At 38.0% G+C, this 20,712-nt stretch carries 10 protein-coding genes; 5 read left to right on the plus strand and 5 right to left on the minus strand.

Annotated features, from left to right (window positions below; genetic code table 11):
- Position 1: 1 nt before the first annotated feature.
- The 3 genes from RIV7116_RS29865 to RIV7116_RS29875 are packed head-to-tail and all read right to left on the minus strand — an operon-like array spanning position 2 to position 10,143.
- A complete protein-coding gene (locus tag RIV7116_RS29865) occupies positions 2-4,738 on the minus strand; it encodes a type I polyketide synthase (RefSeq protein ID WP_015122077.1) in 4,737 nt (1,578 codons plus the stop codon).
- A gap of 28 nt (positions 4,739-4,766) precedes the next feature.
- Positions 4,767-7,961 carry a type I polyketide synthase gene (locus tag RIV7116_RS29870; RefSeq protein ID WP_015122078.1) on the minus strand — a complete coding sequence of 1,065 codons (3,195 nt, stop codon included), beginning with the start codon at positions 7,959-7,961 and terminating at the stop codon, positions 4,767-4,769.
- 1 nt (position 7,962) lies between these two features.
- Positions 7,963-10,143 (minus strand): AMP-binding protein, encoded by a 2,181-nt coding sequence (locus RIV7116_RS29875; RefSeq protein WP_157229351.1) that lies wholly within the window; start codon positions 10,141-10,143, stop codon positions 7,963-7,965.
- Positions 10,144-11,388: 1,245 nt separating this feature from the next.
- Between RIV7116_RS29875 and RIV7116_RS29880 the strand changes: the two genes are divergently transcribed.
- The 5 genes from RIV7116_RS29880 (at position 11,389) to RIV7116_RS29900 (ending at position 19,097) form a co-directional block, all read left to right on the plus strand.
- A complete protein-coding gene (locus RIV7116_RS29880) occupies positions 11,389-12,375 on the plus strand; it encodes an AraC family transcriptional regulator (protein ID WP_015122080.1) in 987 nt (328 codons plus the stop codon).
- Between the two features lie 356 nt (positions 12,376-12,731).
- The gene (locus tag RIV7116_RS29885) at positions 12,732-15,371 is read left to right on the plus strand and encodes a TonB-dependent receptor (protein WP_015122081.1); all 2,640 of its coding nucleotides are present in this window, start codon (positions 12,732-12,734) and stop codon (positions 15,369-15,371) included.
- Between the two features lie 95 nt (positions 15,372-15,466).
- The gene (locus tag RIV7116_RS29890) at positions 15,467-16,678 is read left to right on the plus strand and encodes an iron-siderophore ABC transporter substrate-binding protein (RefSeq protein WP_015122082.1); all 1,212 of its coding nucleotides are present in this window, start codon (positions 15,467-15,469) and stop codon (positions 16,676-16,678) included.
- Positions 16,679-16,718: 40 nt separating this feature from the next.
- A complete protein-coding gene (locus RIV7116_RS29895; protein WP_015122083.1) occupies positions 16,719-18,020 on the plus strand; it encodes an MFS transporter in 1,302 nt (433 codons plus the stop codon).
- Between the two features lie 81 nt (positions 18,021-18,101).
- On the plus strand, positions 18,102-19,097 hold the full coding sequence (locus RIV7116_RS29900; protein WP_015122084.1) for a sucrase ferredoxin: 996 nt from the start codon (positions 18,102-18,104) through the stop codon (positions 19,095-19,097).
- 628 nt (positions 19,098-19,725) lie between these two features.
- Here RIV7116_RS29900 and RIV7116_RS29905 read toward each other — a convergent pair.
- The gene (locus RIV7116_RS29905; RefSeq protein WP_232435738.1) at positions 19,726-20,178 is read right to left on the minus strand and encodes a hypothetical protein; all 453 of its coding nucleotides are present in this window, start codon (positions 20,176-20,178) and stop codon (positions 19,726-19,728) included.
- Positions 20,160-20,702 (minus strand): ABC transporter substrate-binding protein, encoded by a 543-nt coding sequence (locus tag RIV7116_RS29910; RefSeq protein WP_015122085.1) that lies wholly within the window; start codon positions 20,700-20,702, stop codon positions 20,160-20,162. Before RIV7116_RS29910 ends, RIV7116_RS29905 begins: the two co-directional genes overlap by 19 nt.
- Positions 20,703-20,712 lie beyond the last annotated feature (10 nt).

Here is a 20,712-nt window from a genome sequence, read left to right on the forward strand (position 1 = left end):
TTTAATTTCTTCCTAGGGCTGCCAATTCTTGATTAATAATTTCTGATAATTCTGATTCTGAAAGTTGTTGAATTTCTGCTAATTTATCAGCTTGTTGTTGAATATTTTTTTCAGGTTCTTGTTCGGTTTTAACTACAGAATCTAAAGACACTACATCCTGGAGCAAGTAATCGGATAAAACTTCAATATTAGGGTATTCAAATGTCAAAGTTGAACTGAGAGAACATCCTAATTTGACTTGCAAAATATTCTTCAATTGCAGAGCCATCAAAGAATCCATACCCATATCAAAAAAGCCAATCTGTGGCTCTATTTGTCGGGATAATTCCAAACCTAAAACTATTGCAACTTCTTTTTTGATTTCTTCAATTAAAACAGCTTTTCGTTGATTAACAGCAGTATTTTGTAAGCGCTGTAGAATTTCGGCTTGTTGTACTGTTGGTTTAAGCGAATTTACAATTTGAGTATTACCAGCTATTTTTGCAAGTAAAGAACCTTCAATATTACCTGTAAAGTGTTGAAAAAACTTAGACCAATTAACTGGTATTATACCAACTTGTGTAAAACTTTGATTAAAGATTTTTCTTAATATTTGTAAACCTTGTTGTGGAACAATCACTTTTACACCCATAGTTGCCCATCTTTGCTCGCCCAAGCTACCCAAAGAAGCAGCCATACCTGTTTGACTCCAAGGACTCCAATTAATACTTAAAGCAGGTAAACCTTGTAATTTACGATAGTGAGCTAAAGCATCTAAAAAGCTATTAGCTGCTGCGTAATTTCCTTGACCTGGAGAACCTAATAAAGAAGCAACAGAAGAGAATAATATAAAAAAGTCCAAAGGTAAATTCTGTGTTTGAGAATGTAAATTCCACGCTCCCGCTACCTTGGGATGCATCACTTTAGCAAAGCGTTGCCAATCTTGTTTGATAAGTACGCCATCATCTAAAACTCCAGCGAGATGAATAATACCTCGTAGTGGATAAGTCGGAGAAATATCAGCTAAAAGTTGATTGACTTGTTGTTCTTGAGATACATCTGCTGAGAATACCTCAATTTCTACTCCCTGTTGCTGTAATTTTTGTAATTGCTTTTTAACAGTTTGATTGGGACTTTTACGTCCTACTAATACCAAATGTTGTGCCCCTTGCTCTACCATCCATTTGGTTAATTCAATTCCTAAACCTCCCAAACCTCCGGTAATTAAATAAGTAGCGTCAGATTCGATGTTTGGAACTGAAAATTTAAAATTATTATTCTTGTTTGTACTTTTGATTAAACGCGGTACATATCTTTTTTCGTCACGAAAAGCTACTTCAGTCTCATATTCCGATTGCCAAAGTTCTTCAAAAAGAATTTTAGCGGTTTGTCCAACATCAGCATCAGGTAAATCTATAATTCCTCCCCAAATTTCTGGGTGTTCTATAGCGACTACACGACCTAAACCGATTACAGGTGCTTGCGATATGGCGAAATTATTAGTTTCTTCTACTGGTTGAGCATTTTGAGTAATTAAGTATAGACGAGATGATACGTTGTGAATTAAAGATAATGCCTGGACTAAATAAAGCAGACTGCCACAATTACGGTGCTGATCTATATGTAAAGAATCGATTGTGGTTTTTTGTGCTGAACTACTATCTAAACTCCATAAATTAATTATTTTTTCGCAAGAAACTTCCTGCAATAAACGCTGATAATCTGCTAACTTCCCTGGATTTATTTGCAATTTTTGCTCATCACAAATTTCGTACTTTTCTCCTGGATAAACTAATAAAAACTTTTGTCCCGATTCCTCTAACAAACTAGCCAAAGCTGAACCAATACCGTTAGAATCAGCAAAAATTAACCAATTATAGAGTCCCCCTTTTTTAAGGGGGGTTGGGGGGATCTCAATTTCTGCAATATTATACTTTAAGTTGTCGCTGCTCCTGTCCTGTTGATAAGCAATTTCTAGTTGTTCTCGTGGTTTCAATTCCCATTCAACTTCATACAAAGCATCTTTATAATTATCTTCATCGCTTGCTTTCGATAAAGGTTGAAACCAATAACTCTGTCGCTCAAATGGATAAGTTGGTAGTTGTAAACGGTGACGAGAATAGTCTTTATCAAATCCCTTCCAGTCTACCTCTGCTCCTTGCATATAAAGTTCTGCCAAACTTCCCAGCATTTGCTCCCAGTCAGATTGTCCCCGACGCAAAGAAGGAAGCCATGTAGCGTTTATATCTGGCAAACATCGGCGACCCATTCCTAACAATACCGGAGAAGCACCTATTTCTAGAAAAACTTGATACCCCTGCTCCTGTAGAGTCCCCATAGAAGAGGCAAATCTGACTGGTTCTAAAATATGCCGACACCAGTAAGCTGCTTGAGCAATTTCTTCTCCTTCTACCAGTTTCCCTGTCAAATTAGAAACTATGGGAATTTTGGGAACAGAATAGTTTACTTCTGCTGCGACTCTTTCAAAAGCTGAGAGCATTGGTTCCATCAAATGCGAATGAAAGGCGTGAGATACTTGTAGTTTTTGGGCGGTAATTCCCTCTAATTCCAGTTGTTGCAGTATCGAATTAACAGCTGTTTCTTCACCAGATATAACAGTATTTTTATCACCGTTAATAGCAGCAATAGATACTTGTCCTTTAGTTAATTCTATCGCAGCTTTCACCCGTGCCTCGCTGCTAAATACTGCTGCCATTTCACCTCCAGGAGGTAAAGCCTGCATCAGTTGTCCCCGTTGAGCAATCAGCTTTAATCCATCCTCCAAGCTAAATACTCCTGCAATACAAGCAGCAACATACTCCCCAACGCTATGTCCCATAACCACAGCAGGCTTTATTCCCCATGAAAGCCACAATTGAGCAAGAGAATATTCTAGAGCAAATAAAGCTGGTTGTGTGTAAGCTGTTTGGTTTAATTTCGGATTTTTAATTGCAGAATCTGGATACAGTATTGCAATTAGAGACTCATCTAAATAAGGGCGCAGAATTTCATCGCAGTATTCAAGGGTTTTGCGGAAAGTCGGCTGAGTATCGTAAAGTTGACGACCCATATCCACATACTGAGAGCCTTGTCCTGTAAACAAAAATGCTACTTTTAATTTTCCCTGATTATTAATTTCTGTTGGTTTTTGATATCCCCCCAACTTTTTATTTAAGGATGCTAAAGAATCAGCGACTAAAGCTAAACGACAGGGAAAATGCTTACGTCCAGTGTTAGATGTAAAACAAATATTCTCTAATAAAACTTCAGGAGAATCATTTATAAATTGAACATAATTTTGTACTATTTTTTCTAAAGCAGTTTCACTCTTTGCCGATAAAGTCAAAAGATGTAATGGACGCTTATTTGTTAATTGACTGTCGATTTTGATTGATGATGCTTCTTCCAATACCACATGAGCATTAGTACCGCTCATCCCGAAAGAACTGATCCCTGCAAAACGCTGCTCTTGATTCCAAGGAGTAATTTTCGTGGCAACTTGTGCAGATATGTCTGACCAATCAATTGCCGGATTGGGTGTATCAAAATGCAATGATGGCGGAATTTCCCGGTGTTGCATCGCTAGTATGACTTTGATTAAACCAGCTATACCCGCAGCAGCTTCTAAATGACCGATATTGGTTTTCACCGAACCGAGAACTAAAGGTTGATTTATCGAACTTTCTGGATTCAATACTGCCGATAATGCTTCAACTTCAATAGGGTCACCTAAAGCCGTACCCGTACCGTGAACTTCTACATAACTTACTTGATTTGGCTCGATTTTCCCATTAGCCAATGCTTCCCGAATAACTGCTTGCTGGGCTAAACCGTTAGGAACAGTTAACCCGCTACTGCGCCCATCATGATTGACTGCCGTACCTCTAATCAATGCCAGGATATTATCGCCGTCTGCGACAGCATCAGATAAACGCTTGAGTACAACAACACCACAACCTTCTCCCCTTCCATAACCATCTGCGGATGCGTCAAAAGTTTTACAGCGTCCATCAGCAGCCAATGCCCGCATTTGCGATAATACGCTTGTTGCTTGGGGTGATAGCATCAAATTTACTCCCCCTGCTAGAGCCAAACGACATTCTCCAGCACGTAAGCTCTGAGTGCTAAGGTGAACTGCAACTAAGGACGACGAACAAGCAGTATCTACGGCTAAAGCTGGACCTTGCAAACCTAAAAAATAAGCCAAACGTCCCGCTGCAACGCTAAAAGTACCACCTGTAAAAAAGTAAGCATTTTTAGCTACATCGCTAGATATTTGCAACTGCGTATAGTCTGAGTTATTTATCCCCAAAAATACCCCGCTTTTACTACCTGCTAATTGCTCGGGAGAAATACCAGCATTTTCCAAAGCTTCCCAACTAACTTCTAACAGTAATCTTTGCTGGGGGTCTATATTTACTGCTTCTCGTGGTGCAATTCCAAAGAAATCGGCATCGAATTCATCAACACCAATATCTAAAAATCCCCCTTGACGTGCATACATTTTATTAGGGGTTTCCGGATTTGGGTCGTAAAAAGCATCGATATCCCACCTAGACATGGGAACTTCTGCAATCGTATCTACCCCATTACGCAATAACTGCCAAAAAGATTCCGGGTTGTTAGCACCACCGGGAAAACGACAACCCATACCCACAATCGCAATAGGTTCTGTTCGCTGATGCTCTATTGCATCTAGCTTAGATTGCATTTCTTCAAGTGCTAACAATGCACGTTTTAACGGGGATAAATTAGACATAATTTTGTGAATTCTTGACTTGTTTTTCTTAAGCTTCAAGAATTGCCAATTTCTTGAGTAATAACGCTTCTGCTTCTGCTTCTGAAACTTGTTCTAGCTTAGTTGCTGTGATTGCACAATCATTTACCCTTTCTGGTTTTACATCGCTTATTCTTTTAGTCTCTACTTCCAACTCCTCTGAGAAAATCTTTGTTAATAAATACTCTGCGAGTTTTTCTATAGTCGGATAGTTAAATGCCAAAGTTGTAGATAAAGATTGTTTTAAACTCGATTCCAATCGTCGTTTTAATTCCACAGCCATCAAAGAATCCATACCCATATCAAAAAAACCAGTTTGCGGTACGGGGAGGGAATTCATACCTAAAACTCTCGCAGCTTCATTCTGAATATGAGTAATCAATACATTTAAACGCTCGCTTAAGACAGTTTGCTGCAATTGCTGTAAAAATTGTGTCTCTATTTTCTGCGACTGCGGCTTTTTTTCCTGCCTCTGTAAGTGTAAATCGGTATTAATCCAATAGCTTTCTCGTTCAAATGGATATGTAGGTAATTCCAAAACCTGTCTTTGATAATTATTTTCAAAGCCACACCAGTTTACAGATACACCATTTACATACAACTGCCCTAAACTGTGTAACATTTGCTGCGAATCCGAAATTCCAGGACGTAAACTTGGCAACCAAACATTACAATCAGTGGATAAGCAATGACGACCCATTCCTAATAAAATTGGTTTAGCACCACACTCCACAAACACCTGATAACCAAGTTCATCCAAAATTTTCATACTCGCAGCAAATCTTACAGGTTGAATTATATGATTTACCCAGTATTGAGGACTTGCGATTTCCGAAAACGCAAGTTGATTAGTAACATTAGAAACTAATTTTATTTGCGGTTCAAAGTAAGTTATGTTTTGTGCAATATCTGCAAAATCTTCCAGAATTGGTTCCATCAATGGAGAGTGAAAGGCATGAGAGACATTTAATTGAGTTGTTTTTATCCCTTTTGCTTCCAAAGCTGCGACTACAGCATTTACAGCCTTTGTATCTCCGGAAATTACTGTATTATTTTGATTATTTATCGCAGCTATTGATACATTCTCTTTTGAAGCTATTTCTGCTTTAACCTGTATTTCATCAGTAAATACAGCAGCCATCTTACCTTGGGGAGGTAAACTTTGCATCAATCTTCCTCTGGCAGCAATTAGCTTGAGTCCGTCTGATAAACTAAAAACCCCAGCAACGCAAGCTGCAACATATTCACCCACACTATGACCCATAACTACATCGGGTTCTATACCCCAAGATTTCCATAACTGGTAGAGAGCGTATTCTATAGCAAATATTGCTGGTTGGGTATAAGCTGTTTCATCTATTTTTGCAGCGTCAATTACGGGTGCAGGATATAAAATTTCTAGTAAAGATTGTTGCAAATAAGGACGCAGAATTTCATCGCAGCTATCGAGAGCTTGGCGAAAAACAGGCTGAGTCTCATAAAGTTCCCGCCCCATATTTATATACTGAGAACCCTGACCTGTAAACAAGAAGGCTATTTTCGGCCTTTCTTTAATATTTAAGTCTCGTTTTATCAATCCGGGATTATCCTGATTAGAAATAAAACTGTCTAGCTGTTTGCGTAACTCAATAGTAGATTCTGCTACTGCTGCAATACGGTAGTCAAAGTGCGATCGCCCCGTATTCGCGGTAAAGCAAATATCCGCAATCAAAGCGTGAAGATTATCATCTAAAAACTCTTGATATCTCTGTATAAGTCGCAACAAAGCTTTTTCACTTTTAGCTGACAGCGCTAGCAAGTTTAATGGACGCTCAATTTCTCTTTGCTTGTGACTTGCTTGAGGTGCTGCTTCTAAAATCGTATGAACATTTGTTCCGCTCATTCCAAATGCGCTCACCCCAGCGAATTGACCTGTTTGCGTCCAATCATTTAATTCCGTTGCTACCGTAACAGGAAGCTTGTCCCAAGGAATATAAGGATTAGGCTGCTGGAAATGTAGCGATGGCGGAATTTGCTGATGTTGCAGAGTAAGCACTACTTTGATTAAACTTGCGATTCCTGCGGCTGATTCTAGATGACCAAAATTAGTTTTAACTGAACCAATTGACAAAGGCTGTTGTTGCGAACGTCCTTCACTAAGTACTTCCCCTAATGCTAGTACCTCAATCGGGTCACCTAAAGTCGTTCCCGTACCGTGAGCCTCTACATATTGAATTTGACTGGGTTCGACTCTAGCATTCTTTAATGCCTGTCTAATTAAAGCCTCTTGAGCATTACCGTTGGGAGCTGTCAAGCCATTGCTATGTCCGTCATGGTTGACAGCAGAACCTCGTATTAATGCGTATATTGGATTACCCTGAGCTAAAGCCTCAGATAAACGTTTCAGTACAACAATTCCACAACCTTCTCCCCGCACGTACCCATTTGCAGAAGCATCAAAAGTTTTGCAACGACCATCAGTAGCTAATGCTTTTAATTTACAAAGGGCGATACTAGTTTCTGGGGACAGAATTAAATTAACTCCACCAGCAACAGCCAAATTACATTCTCGATTGCGGAGACTTTGACAAGCTAAATGAACACCTAGCAATGAACTCGAACAAGCAGTATCTAATTGCATAGTCGGACCTTTCCAGCCCATAATATATGCTAATCTACCGACAGCGATGGAACGAGCATTGCCCAAACTGCTGTAAGCATCAATACGACTATAGTCACCAGAATTAAAGCTCAATCTCGAATAGTCATCAAAGCATATTCCTACAAAAGAACCTGTTTGACTATTTTTGAGACTTTCTGGAGCAAGTCCGGCATTTTCTAAGGCTTCCCAAGTTACTTCCAATAATAACCGTTGCTGGGGGTCCATACTTCTAGCTTCCCGAGGAGAAATCCCAAAAAATTGCGGATCAAATTTATCTACATCTTCTAAAAATCCCCCATAAAGGCTATACATTTTTCCCGGAATATCGGGATTTTCATGATAGTAAGCATCAATATCCCAACGTTGTGATGGTATCTCCCTAATTGCATCTACTCCATCGCGCAACAAATTCCAATAGCTTCGTGGATTATTTACTCCTCCCGGAAAGCGACACCCAATTCCTACAATTGCTATTGGTTCTGTTTGTTGCTGTTTAATGTCTTCAAGTTTGGTTCGCGCTTGCTTTAAAGCTAAAAGTAACCGTTGTGATTCTAAATCGCTCATCTCAATTACTCCTTTGCAAGCTTTCTAGTTCCGCAAGCAAGTCTTCTATTTGTGCAACTTCGTGACTAATTGCAGTTTTTACTTCATCTCCGGAAACTTGTTTCAACTGTTGCGAAGAAGTTGTTATCAAATTATTAGAATTAAAATTGCTCGCTGCTATAGAACTAGTATCAATGGGTTTGCTCAAGTACAGCACTAAAGAATCGATATTCGGAAAATTCCAAGCTATAGTCGCTTCTAACTCTTTTTCGGGGTTAAACTTAGATTTCAAATCTTGAGCTAATTCCACAGCCATCACTGAATCCAAACCGTATTCAGCAAAGGATTTTTGAGTATCTATTAAATTGGAAGATATTTGCAACTTACCGCTCAACCACTGTTTTATCCATTTTTGAATTGAATCAGCGCTATTATCATCAGATTGCGATTGTATTGTTGAAGATTGAGATATCCAATTACCGACAACCTGAAGATTATTTTCAGTAAACCCAATCTTACAAGCGTGTCGCTGAATTTTACCGCTAGAAGTTTTGGGAATACTTCCCGTTCTCAGCAATAACACGGCATAAACTTGTAACTGATGCTGCTCCGATACAGCTTTGCGAATCGCTCCTAATACCTCATCTACCTTTAATTTCCGCAGGTAAACTCGCTCTACTTCTTGTGCAATAACTAACCGTTCTTCTCCATCCACTTCTACTGTAAAGGCTGCACTACAAGTTACTCTCAAAGCCGGATGACTTTTTTCTACAGTTAATTCTATATCTTGAGGATAATGATTGCGACCGCGAATAATAATTACATCTTTGATACGCCCGGTAACAAATAACTCACCATCTCTCAAAAATCCTAAGTCTCCGGTACGCAAAAATGGACCTTGATTGGTATCGCTTAAATAAGCTTGAAAAGTTTCCTTCGTTAACTCCGGTTTTTTCCAATAACCTTGAGCTACACTATCGCTCGATACCCAAATTTCCCCAACTTCATTTTTCGCACAACTTGCAAGAGTTTGGGGATTAGCTATGGCAATTTTAGTATCCAGACACTCATGTCCGCACCCAACTAAATTTATTTTGTTCTCAGCTTTTTCAGATACCTTTTCTACTCGATTTAAAAATAAACTATCCGCTGCTACCGAGCAATAAACTGGTTTATCCTTGACAGAATTACCCGAAACCATCAAAGTTGTTTCAGCCATCCCATAACAGGGATAAAAAGAATTTTCTCGAAAACCACAAACCTGAAATTTCTCGACAAATCTCTTTAAAGTATCCCGCCTTATTGGTTCTGCTCCGTTGTAAGCACTACGCCAACTACTTAAATCGATATTTTTAATTTGCTCTGAACTAATTTTATTTATACAAAGCTCATAGGCAAAATTGGGACCACCACAATGAGTTGCTTTATAGTCAGAAATTGCTTGCAGCCATCTCACAGGTTTACCTAAAAAGGATGTCGGGGACATGACAACACCCAAAAACCCAGTATACAGAGGTTGGAGAATTCCATCTACCAGCCCCATATCATGAAAACTAGGCAACCAAGTTACAGAAATACTCTTAGATGTTAGTTCACAAGCTTGTTGAATGTAGTATGAATTATGAATTAAATTACCATGACTAACCATTACACCTTTCGGTTTTCCCGTAGAACCGGAAGTGTATTGCAAAAAAGCTAATGTACTTTTATCTATAATGGGTTTGTGCCAGTCTATTAAATTATTCTCAATAAGGCTATCTGTAGCCAGATATTGCAAACCAGCAAGTTGGGGATCTTGAATAAATTTATTCCGGATATTATCCAACTCCGATGCAGTTGTTAAGCATAACGTCGCTTCAGCATCCTTAACAATTGCTTGCAACCTATTAATTTTCTGATTGCGTCGAGGAGGATAAGCTGGTACAGCTATTACTTTCGCATACAAGCATCCTAAAAACGCAGCGATAAATTCCAATCCAGGAGGATACAGCAGTAAAGCACGACTCCCAACCGCATTTACTGATTGCAAATGAAAGGCGATCGCCCGCGCTTGTCTGTCTAATTCTTTGTAAGTTAGATTAACCGCTTGAGTTTCTCCATCCTGTAAAAAGATAAATGCACAATTATCTGGTTGATGCGTTGCTCTGTATTGCAAAATATCAACCAAGGTAGAATCAGGAAACACATTTAAAAATTGAGTCATTTTTCGACCATTGAGATGCATTAAACTAGTTGCTTTAAGTACCGGCGTTGCATGATATCAAGTCATATTTACTCACAAAGCAATCAATCACTTCAATTGCATTCCAAATATGAGTCTCTAGATCGCGTGCTTATCGTTATAATCTTGCAACAAGTTTTATCTTAATTTAAGACTGTATATTTAACTCATTTCGTTCGCAAGGAAGGAGGAATAAGCATTTCACCTTCTTTTTTTCTAACTAATATGAGCTAATTTTTCCACCGTAGACGGTGGAAAAATTGCTTTGGGGACTCACTGCTGCAATAGGCTTTCCGAGCCACTTGTATGGGTCGTCATCCCGACCTTGAGCGAATTAGCGTGTTAAAACCCCCATCGCAATTCCAGCCTTATTCTCTCTTCTTTGCGTTTAAAGTTATTGCAAATTATTTTCATTCTTTTTTAGCTTAGTACAAATAATATTCTTTAGCAACAAGTTATACATAATTTCAAAATATTTTTAAAGATATTTATATATAGCAGGACTTACGCAAACAAAAATTGTCATTGCGAGCGAAGCAATCCCAGCATCTTGGGATGATTAACAGCTGAGCCGCACATAAAGGTGAACGCGCTCATGCTTGGTCGTTCCTCCACCCTACTCTTCGAGAACCCCTGATCTGCAACCTTGCAGATAAACGGAGAACAGAAACATCTTCGGCACATTTTTTTGTCGGGTATACAGTTTAGAAAATCTCAGCGTAGTAATAAGACTTGTAACGTCACCATGCTGGCTGAGCCGCACGCTCGGCGCGAAGCCTAACAGACGACAGAGCGGGAGCAAGTGGATCGAGAACCTTATGACGGTGGGAAATTAGACCCATACTTGGAATTTAAGTATTTTTAAATATTCAATATTCATAATCATTACTAATAAAACATTTAATTTGTTGTATACTGACATCTAATATTTGTTGCAAATAATTCTAGTTAAGTTCAGTATTGTAGGCTAACCACGAATGCTCAAAACAAAGTTATGGTCCGATATTTGTCTCGTTCAGATAATCTCGCAGTCAACTAAAGAAACAAAGTTTGGGTTTACAGAGAAATAAAATAAACTTTTCTTCTCCCCCATCTTTTCTGCTCCCTAAGTTTGCATAGCAATGAAAGATTTGATCGACTATTAGTGGCGCGAATCGCAAAGTCGAGTACTAGTAGCGGGAATCGCAAAAATTATTGATTATACATTTAGTTCTTCACCCAGAGATTATGACCATCACCCTCTCAAAGAATGATTTGCAGGAACTGTATGCTGAGTCGATGAATAATAATTCTTGTGTTGATGGTGCAAAACAAACTGAAACTATTTCAGAAATTCCTCGAAAACTGGGCAATGGCTATTTGCAGAATATCGAATTATGTAAAGGACTTTTGCTCACAATTGTAGATGGTTATGCTAATGATGATATTACAATAAAAATGCCAGTTCGCGAACACTCTGTAGAATTACTTGTCAGTTGTGTGAGTGACAGTACAATTAAAGGGGATCGGGGTAAAAGTAATTGGGAAAGTAAGGTATTTGGTAGTGGTATCGCTGCAGCCAATACACTTTTTGCTAAAAGAATGCAACGAAATCACATAGTTAACGTTCATTTTGAACCCGAGTTACTCAAGAATTTATTTACTGAATCATCTGGAGAATTGCCATCGGAGTTAAAAGCATTAATCAAAAAAGATGATTTTAGGACTTGCTTTGAATCTAAAAAATTACCTAGTGAAATATTGATATTAGTACACCAAATTTTACATTGTCCTTACCAAGATTTTACGAAAAAAATGTATCTTCAGGGTAAGGTTTTTGAGTTGATGGCATTGCAATTTGAAACTTTAAAGCGAGAAAATAAAAGGAATAATCGTAAGCAGAAACTCAAATCAGAAGATATCGAGCGTATCTATTATGCGAAAGATATTTTACTGGCACGCTGGCAAAATCCTCCATCTTTATTAGAACTAGCACGGGAAGTAGGATTAAATGATTACAAGTTAAAAATCGGATTCCGTCACTGTTTTAAGACAACTGTTTTAGGCACTTTGCAAGATTATCGCATGGAGCAGGCACGTCAGTTGCTAACAGAAGGAAGTTTTACGGTTACGGCAATAGCCAGAACTGTTGGTTATACAAACCGCAGTCATTTTGCTGCTGCATTCAAGCGCAAGTATGGGGTTAACCCCAGCGTTTATTTACAGCACAAATAGGATAAATTTGTTTGAAAAATATGAGAAAATCCGTTTTTGAGTCGGGAAAAATCCGTTTTCGGGTCTGAATAATTATAAAAATACTGTAATATCAATTTTAGAGAAGATTATTGATAATCTTTTTTAACAATTCGGGCTGGCAATAGTTACTTTAGGGGTGTGAAAAAAGGTCTTTGAAATCTTTCTTTCAAAGGATCGGGCTTCTGCAAGAATGAATTCTATGCAGATATATTTTGCATAGCTGCAAGAAGATAGCTTGTCAGCGACAGTTACCCTTGACTGTATGAAGGGGGAGCGGAGAGCTTCGATGACTGATATAGCTAATTAAGTAAAATTGGTGTGAGAAAGTAGCAATTATGAAATTGACCTATCCTCTTTGGGTAATATTATTTACCGCTTCGACTGTAGTCTCGTTGGCACAATCGGTTTCGGCTGAGTCATTAGAGAAAGACAAGTCAAAATTAAATACTTTCTCTAACTTAAAGGAATTAAAGCTTCCTGTTAGAAAGTCCGCACCCTTATTAGTTCAAGAATTCGGTAGGTTAGGATTAATAGAAATTACAGGAGTTCGACTGACTTCAACAGACACTGGTGTGGAAGTCATTTTACAGACAAGTGCTGCGAATAAATTACAAGTAGTCAATCGCAGCGAAGGTAATAATTTTATTGCAGATATTTCTGGCGCTCAACTTCGTTTGTCAACGGGCGATCAATTTACTCAAGACAAACCAGTAGAAGGAATTGCTTCGGTTACCTTAACCAAACAAGATGATAATACTGTTCGGTTGACAGTGACGGGTGAAGCGAGTATGCCCAAAGTTGAATTATTTGATAGCAAGCAGGGTTTGATTTTTGCGCTGACACCAAGTACATCTGCTGCACAAGCAGCGCAAAAGCCTATACAGCAGCCACAGCAAGAAGCAACACCACAACAGCCTATTGAAAATCCGCCTCAACCATCACCAGAGAGCAATAACGATCAACCAATTGAACTGATAGTTACTGGGGAAAGAGATGGTTACAAAATACCAAATGCGACTACTGGTACCAGAACTGATAGTCCTATAAGTGATATTCCTCAATCAATTCAGGTAGTACCCCAGCAAGTTATTGAAGATAAACAAGCAACCAGCGTAGAAGAAACTGTAGATAACGTTAGCGGGGTGACATATCTTGGAAAAAGGGATGGTAGAAGCGCTAATTTTGCGATTCGAGGTTTTGAGAATGCGCCGATTTTACGAGATGGCATTAGAAATTATAGTGTTTTGCAAGGAATTCCAGAGGTTGCGAATTTAGATAGGGTTGAAGTTCTCAAAGGTCCAGCCTCTGTATTGTATGGTGATATTCAACCGGGAGGATTGATTAATCTTGTCACCAAGAAGCCTTTAGCAGAACCTTTCTATGAAGGTCAGCTACAAGTAGGTAACCGTAGTTTTTTCCAACCAAGTTTTGATATTTCCGGACCCCTCACCGCAGATGGCGAGTTACTTTATCGTTTAAATGCACTTTATCGCAACGAAGATAGTTTTCGTAATTACGATACAAGTTTTAACCGTTTCTTCATCGCTCCCAGTGTTACTTGGCAAGCTGGTAAAAACACTGACATAACATTCAATCTTGAATATTCAAAAGACGATAACCCAGCCGACTTCGGCACGCTTGCCTTCGGTAATGGTATTGCTGATATTCCCCCCGAACGAGTTACCAACAATCCCGAAGATACGATTGACAACAGGGAATTGAATGTTGGCTATAGCTTAGAACATCGTTTCAACGATAATTGGAAACTCAAAAATAGGTTTAGTTACATCAATTTCAAATATGATTACGGCGTTCTGGCTCTTCCTTTTCGTTTCAACGAGGAAGCAGGTATTCTAACTCGGATTTGGTCAAGTCAAAGTCAAGAACAAGATAATTTTTCGATTAATACAAATGTAGAAGGGAAATTCAATACTGGTTCGATTAGGCATAATCTTCTATTTGGTGTAGATTTGAGTCGTAATGAAGTTGATAGTGTCGGCAGATTTGCCCGTACAATACCTCCTACAAACATCAATATCTTCGATCCCGATTATTCAGCCGATCCCAGACCTGATTTAGAAGATATTGGAATATTTAGCGATAGCAGAATCAAGGGCGATAGATTGGGAATTTATCTGCAAGATCAAGTTTATTTTTCCGACAATTTAATTTTGCTGGCTGGGTTGCGTTACGACACAATAGAGCAAATTAGAACAGATAATATTGCTGAAGAGGAAGCAACTCAAAATGATGATTCTCTGACTCCTCGGATTGGTTTTGTTTATAAACCAATTGACACAGTTTCTCTTTACGCGAGCTATTCACGCTCCTTTAATCCCAACGATGAAACAACCGCAGATGGTGATTTTCTCGAGCCAGAAGAATCAGAAGGATTTGAAGTTGGTGTTAAAACTGAATTAATCAAAGATAAACTATCTGCAACATTGGCATATTTTGATATTACTAAGCAAAATGTTGCTATCCCCGACCCAATTTTACCTAACTTTTCCATTGCAAGTGGAGAGCAAAAGAGTAGAGGTGTAGAACTAGATGTTGTCGGAGAAATATCTCCTGGATTGAAGGTGATTGCTTCTTATGCCTATACTGATGCTGAAATAACTGAAGACAATAATCCAGAAAACGTTGGCAATGAATTACCAGGCGTACCCGAACATCGTGCTAGCTTGTGGACAACTTATGAAGTTCAAAAAGGTAATTTACAGGGTTTGGGTTTTGGTATAGGTTTGAAGTATGTTGGTGCAAGAAAGGGAGATTTAGATAATAGTTTTGAAGTTGAAGATTATCTGACAACAGATGCTGCTATTTTTTATCAAAGGAATAATTGGCGAGCAGCTCTTAACTTCAAAAATATTTTTGATCTAGATTATATCGAAGGAGTTGGTATTAGTCGAATTCGAGGTATTTATCCCGGTAAACCTTTCACGATTCTTGGTTCTATTTCTGTGAAGTTTTGATATTAGGTAATAGTTATAAATTACTGGTTATGAGTCATGAGTTTTAATTTTTAATTTTCATAACTCATAATCTTTTTTATTGTCTATGATTACAAATGATTAACTATCAACTGAATCGTCAAAATATTACACATAATACCGATAGTTCCAGATGTCACCATTGCAACGAAGGAATTGAAATAATGTTAATTTTAAGAAAAAAATTAGCGCGGCTAATAAATCTAAGTCTTATAACTGTTTTTTTGATTTATGGCTGTAATGATACTAGCAATAATAAAGTTAGTGAAAATAAAATTACCGCTTCTTCCCCACAATCAAATTCAACAGCAAACTGCCGAAACATCAAGCACGATTTTGGTGAAACCGAAGTTTGTTCTCAACCTCAAAAGGTTGTTGCTCTTAGTCCCCATACTCTTGATTTGTTGCTGTCATTAGGCGTTCAACCTGCGGCATATGCTGCTCCAATTAATTTATATCGTGGCGATAGATATGACAACCCCGTTCAACAAATTCCTTACTTAGGAACCCAGGTAACTAGTAAACCCATCAATCTTGGTAGCGCAAATAAGCCCTCTTTAGAAAAATTAACAGCAGTCAACCCCGATTTAATTATTGGAGAAGCAGGAAGTAAAAACTATTATTCTGTATTATCAAAGATAGCTCCTACCTTGTTATCGAACAATCGCACCGCTCCAGGAAAATGGCAGCAAAATATTCAGAACATTGCCAAAGCACTCGGAAGGGAAGAAAAAGCTCAAGAAGCGATTGAGAACTATGAGAAACAAATAGTTGCGGCTCGCAATCAGTTTGCTCCTGTAGTTGCGAAGTATCCCAGATTATTGATACTAGGAACAGATCAATTGCAAAAAAATATTTCTATTATTAATCCTAATAGTTATTTAGGTGAAATTTTGCAAGGAATTGGCTTTGAATTAGTTTCTTTACCTTCCCAGAAAACTAACAAACCATTAATTCCCATTTCCATCGAAACTTTACCACAATTGGATCGAGCTGACATCATCATTGTGCTGGGATATAGCTTAAGTGGTGGGGAGAAAAAGCAATCTGCTCAAAATAAGAAAGTCAAAACAGGACTCTATGAGCAAATCGAAAATAATCAATTACAAACAGCAAAACAAGCTTGGCAAGGAAATGCGATCGCGCAATCCCTCAGTGCTAGTGAAGAAAACCGCGTTTACTTTGCTACCTACTATGCTTGGAATGGTTTAAGCGGACCAATTGGAACCGAGCTTGTTATTGAGCAACTGCGTGAGTTTCTTCTACCTAAAAATATAAACAATCAATGAAAAAGCATAATAAAAATCAAAATTAAACTTAAAATAAAAAATGCGTACCTTCCTTATCATTTGGATTGGTCAACTTGTCTCGTTACTAGGTTCAGAAATGACTAACTTTGCCCTGACTATTTGGGCTTGGGAAGTCACCAAACAAGCAACACCTTTATCTTTAATCTTATTTTTTACCCAAACTCCTAGAATAATTGCTGCTTTGTTTGCTGGGGTATTGGTTGATAAGATGAATCGCAAAAAATTAATGTTATTAGGCGATTCAGTTGCAGGATTTTCTACGATCGCAATTTTATTACTATTTCTAACTAATAATCTACAAATCTGGCATCTATATTTAAGTGCTGCTGTCAACGGTTTATTTGGTTACTTGCAAGGTTTAGCTTATTCGACATCACTATCCTTAATTGTCCCCAAACAACATTACGCACGAGCAACTGCCCTCAATGGGATTCAGATGTCTGGAAGTTATATTCTTGCTCCTGCTTTGGCTGGAGCATTTTATTCTTTAATTGGCTTGGTTGGTATCTTAACGATAGATATTATTACTTTTAGCATTGCAATTTCCACTCTTATTTTTATTTCCATCCCCCAACCAAAAAACAGCCAAGTTACTCATCGAACTATCCAGTCTTATTGGGGAGAACTCACCTTTGGTTTCCGCTATTTATTTAGATATCCTGGTTTATTAGCAATTCTTGCCTTTTGGTTGGGCAACAATTTAATTAGTAGTATTAATTTTGCTATCCTTCCAGCGATGCTTTTAGCCCGTAGTGGTAATGATTCGACAATGTTGGGTACGCTGATGACTACTTTTGGTATTGGTGGTTTACTTGGGGGTGTAACTATTAGTATTTGGGGTGGTCCAAAACCCAGGATTCATGGTTTATTAATAGGTAACGCTATCTGGAAGTTGGGTTTATTAACATTATCTCTAGCACAAGGGATATATTTAAAAATTATTGCTGCTTTTGTCAGTGGTTTTTCTTCTCCGTTCCCGAGTAGTTGTAATCAAGCTATTTGGTTATCCAAAGTGGAGCCGGATATTCAAGGACGAGTTTTTGCAGCTCGCTTTATCATCGCTCAAATTCCGACATCATTAGGAGCAGCGGTAGCAGGTTTACTTGCCGATAATTTCTTTGAGCCAGCAATGAGAACTGATGGTATCTTAGCTCCAATCTTTGGTGATATTTTCGGTACTCAAATTGGTGCTGGAATGGCGCTGATGATGGCAATACTATCTATTTGCGGAGCTTTTATGGCATTCGGAGGATATGCTTTTCCTTTGCTACGGGATGTGGAGAAAACTTTACCAGATTATGATATCAATGCATCTAAATAATAGTATCAAAGCATATGACGAAAAGTTATAAATTGGTTATTGCTGAAATTATATTTATATTTATTTTATTTGAAAAGAACTATGACCACTGAAAAACTTTTAGGCGATTGTCAATTTTGTTCGGTTGTTTCCAAAGCTAACGGTGAAGATCCCATCGGCACGGCTATTACTGCCGATATCTGGCTAATGATGGAAATACCTTTGCCTTGGACAAAAGAAAAATTATTTAACGATCCCCTTATCAAACATATTCAGAATTTGTGTCGCGAACTACAGCATAAGAATATACGGGTAATACCAATGGCTATTGCACCCGATAAAGAATACTCGGAACCGGGATATACCCGCGTGATGCGCTACCATCGTTCCTCCAAATCTTTTGCTGAGTTTGATAAGCAGGAATTTATTGTTCCCCAAAGCCAATTGTTTGGGTTGATTTCCGTGCTTTTACAGCAACCAGACGAAATACATCAGTTTGAATCATATCAACAAGCAAATAAGCAAAGTCGCGAATTAATGGTTTGCACTCACGGTAATATCGATGCTGCTTGTGCGCGATTTGGTTTTCCGATATATCAGAAGTTGCGTCAAGATTATGCAGCAAGCTCCAACGGAAATTTAAGAGTTTGGCGCTGTTCGCATTTTGGCGGACATCAATTCGCTCCAACTTGCTTGGACTTACCCACCGGGCAGTTTTGGGGACATATCGAACCAGAAATGTTAGACACCTTAGTACATCGCGACAGTGCCGTTACAGCATTACGTAAATTTTACCGTGGCTGGTCGGGACTTACAAAATTTGAGCAAATAGTTGAACGAGAAATTTGGATGAAGCACGGCTGGGATTGGCTTAATTACAATAAATCCGGTCAAGTTTTAGCACAAGATACAGCAAACAAAGATGCAGATTGGGCTGAAGTTCGTATTGATTTTACTTCCCCAGATGGCAGCATACAAGGTAATTATCAGGGAAGAGTAGAAGTTTCTGGCAGTGTAGTAAGTGCTTTGAATTCTGGGAAAGAACAACCTTTGCAGACAGTAAAACAGTATTGCGTTAGTCAATTAAAGAGAAATTGACTAAATACTTTAAAGATAAAAACTTGTAATTAGCTGGTAAGCTTAGTCTATCTGAGAGTGCTTATTTTTATCAATTATTTACTCTTCAAAATTAAAGCATTAATTTTTTCATTTTTACATTTGTTAACAAATTATCTGAATCTGCAACTACGGTGAAAGGGGCTACTTAGGGTGTGAATTCTTGTAAAATTTGGTCGAAAAAGTTCATTGCTCATCCCCCACTCGCACCAACAACCATGGTATCAATTCGGGTGTTACGTTCATTTTTTGCTGCATCATTTCGTCCCAAGATTTTTCTTGTTGTGCTAATTAGGTCAAGCGATAACCTTTTACTTGGGGTAATTCAATTCTTTCAATTGCTCGTCGTCTTTCCGCAAATGCATAGGAGGTTTTTCTTGTTCTCGATTCAGATACTTTTGATGTTTCTGCAACAGTTGCTCCACCCCAAATACTGATAGTTACACCACGGAGTAAACCACCGATACCGAAAGTTGTTAACAGCGTACTTTATACAGTTGAATCGTTATTGCTACGAGCCAAAATCATTGCTGGAAGGATAGCAAAATTCATCCCATCAATTAAGTTATTACCCAGCCAAAATATCAATATTGCAATTAGAGTAGGATATTTAAAGCTGCAAACCTTTTTTGAGGGTACAGTCATTAAGATTTACTTGTCGAGCTAATGCTAATAATGAGGGTGGATTGCTAAAGTTATTAATCATAATATCTCTCGCTTGATAAATACTATCTATCTGTTCCGGTTTGAGATTCGTAGTTGATTTTAACGGTTTAGTATCCTGTAAATCTTCCAAACGTAAAGCCATTAATTCTAATACTTTGCCTTCCAAATAAAGCTGTTTTGTTAAACCTTGATAGGGACAATTTAAAATTTGATGCAACACAGCTTGCATTTGAACAGTTATACTACCAATTTGCAGGTAATCTAATTCGCGACGATCATCATTTTTAATTATATCCCTTAGAGATAGGGGCAATAAATCGATTTGATAGTCGTACAGTTGAAATTCGTAAGTTTTTGGTTCAAAACGGCTTTGATTATCTAATAAATTTGAAGGCAATAAGCGAATTTAGTTAACCATTCTTTCCAACTCTTATCTGCATCAGCCAAAACTGTGGGAGCAATTTGAGATAGTTGTTGATATATATCAGCGTCCCAATTAAGTCCTAAAATTAAATCTGGTTTTAGATACAAAATTTTTTCTAGATTTGGACTACCATTAACACCGACTTTCCGTACTTCTTTAGTCTTTGATTCGAGATAATTTAGATAATTATTATCACCAAGCGTAGTAGCTGCAATTGGTTTAATTCCTAAAGCCAAAGCATTATCTAATCCACCAATGACAACTACTTTTTTTGGATTTAGAGGTACTTTAGTTTTACCCATTGCGTGTTTAACAACTCGCGTTTGAGAAATTGTATTTTCAGGATTTGAACTGATATTTTCAGAAGTGTTAATTTCACAACCAATAAGAATTAAAGCTGTGATAATACTGAATAAAAGTAACTGGATTTGACGAGAATTAAAAATATAAGTAAATAAATTTCGCGTCCCTCTGCGTTCATTTACGTTAAAAAACATAATTTAGCTA

Origin of the sequence: Rivularia sp. PCC 7116, assembly GCF_000316665.1 — a bacterium.
GTDB lineage: Bacteria > Cyanobacteriota > Cyanobacteriia > Cyanobacteriales > Nostocaceae > Rivularia.

Excerpts from the sequence above, each read along its gene's own strand:
- RIV7116_RS29865 (WP_015122077.1), bottom strand. The coding sequence starts at position 4,738 with ATGTCTAATTTATCCCCGTTAAAACGTGCATTGTTAGCACTTGAAGAA.
- RIV7116_RS29870 (WP_015122078.1), bottom strand. The coding sequence starts at position 7,961 with ATGAGCGATTTAGAATCACAACGGTTACTTTTAGCTTTAAAGCAAGCG.
- RIV7116_RS29895 (WP_015122083.1), top strand. The coding sequence starts at position 16,719 with ATGCGTACCTTCCTTATCATTTGGATTGGTCAACTTGTCTCGTTACTA.
- RIV7116_RS29910 (WP_015122085.1), bottom strand. The coding sequence starts at position 20,702 with ATGTTTTTTAACGTAAATGAACGCAGAGGGACGCGAAATTTATTTACT.
- RIV7116_RS29885 (WP_015122081.1), top strand. The coding sequence starts at position 12,732 with ATGAAATTGACCTATCCTCTTTGGGTAATATTATTTACCGCTTCGACT.
- RIV7116_RS29875 (WP_157229351.1), bottom strand. The coding sequence starts at position 10,143 with ATGACTCAATTTTTAAATGTGTTTCCTGATTCTACCTTGGTTGATATT.
- RIV7116_RS29890 (WP_015122082.1), top strand. The coding sequence starts at position 15,467 with ATGATTAACTATCAACTGAATCGTCAAAATATTACACATAATACCGAT.
- RIV7116_RS29880 (WP_015122080.1), top strand. The coding sequence starts at position 11,389 with ATGACCATCACCCTCTCAAAGAATGATTTGCAGGAACTGTATGCTGAG.
- RIV7116_RS29900 (WP_015122084.1), top strand. The coding sequence starts at position 18,102 with ATGACCACTGAAAAACTTTTAGGCGATTGTCAATTTTGTTCGGTTGTT.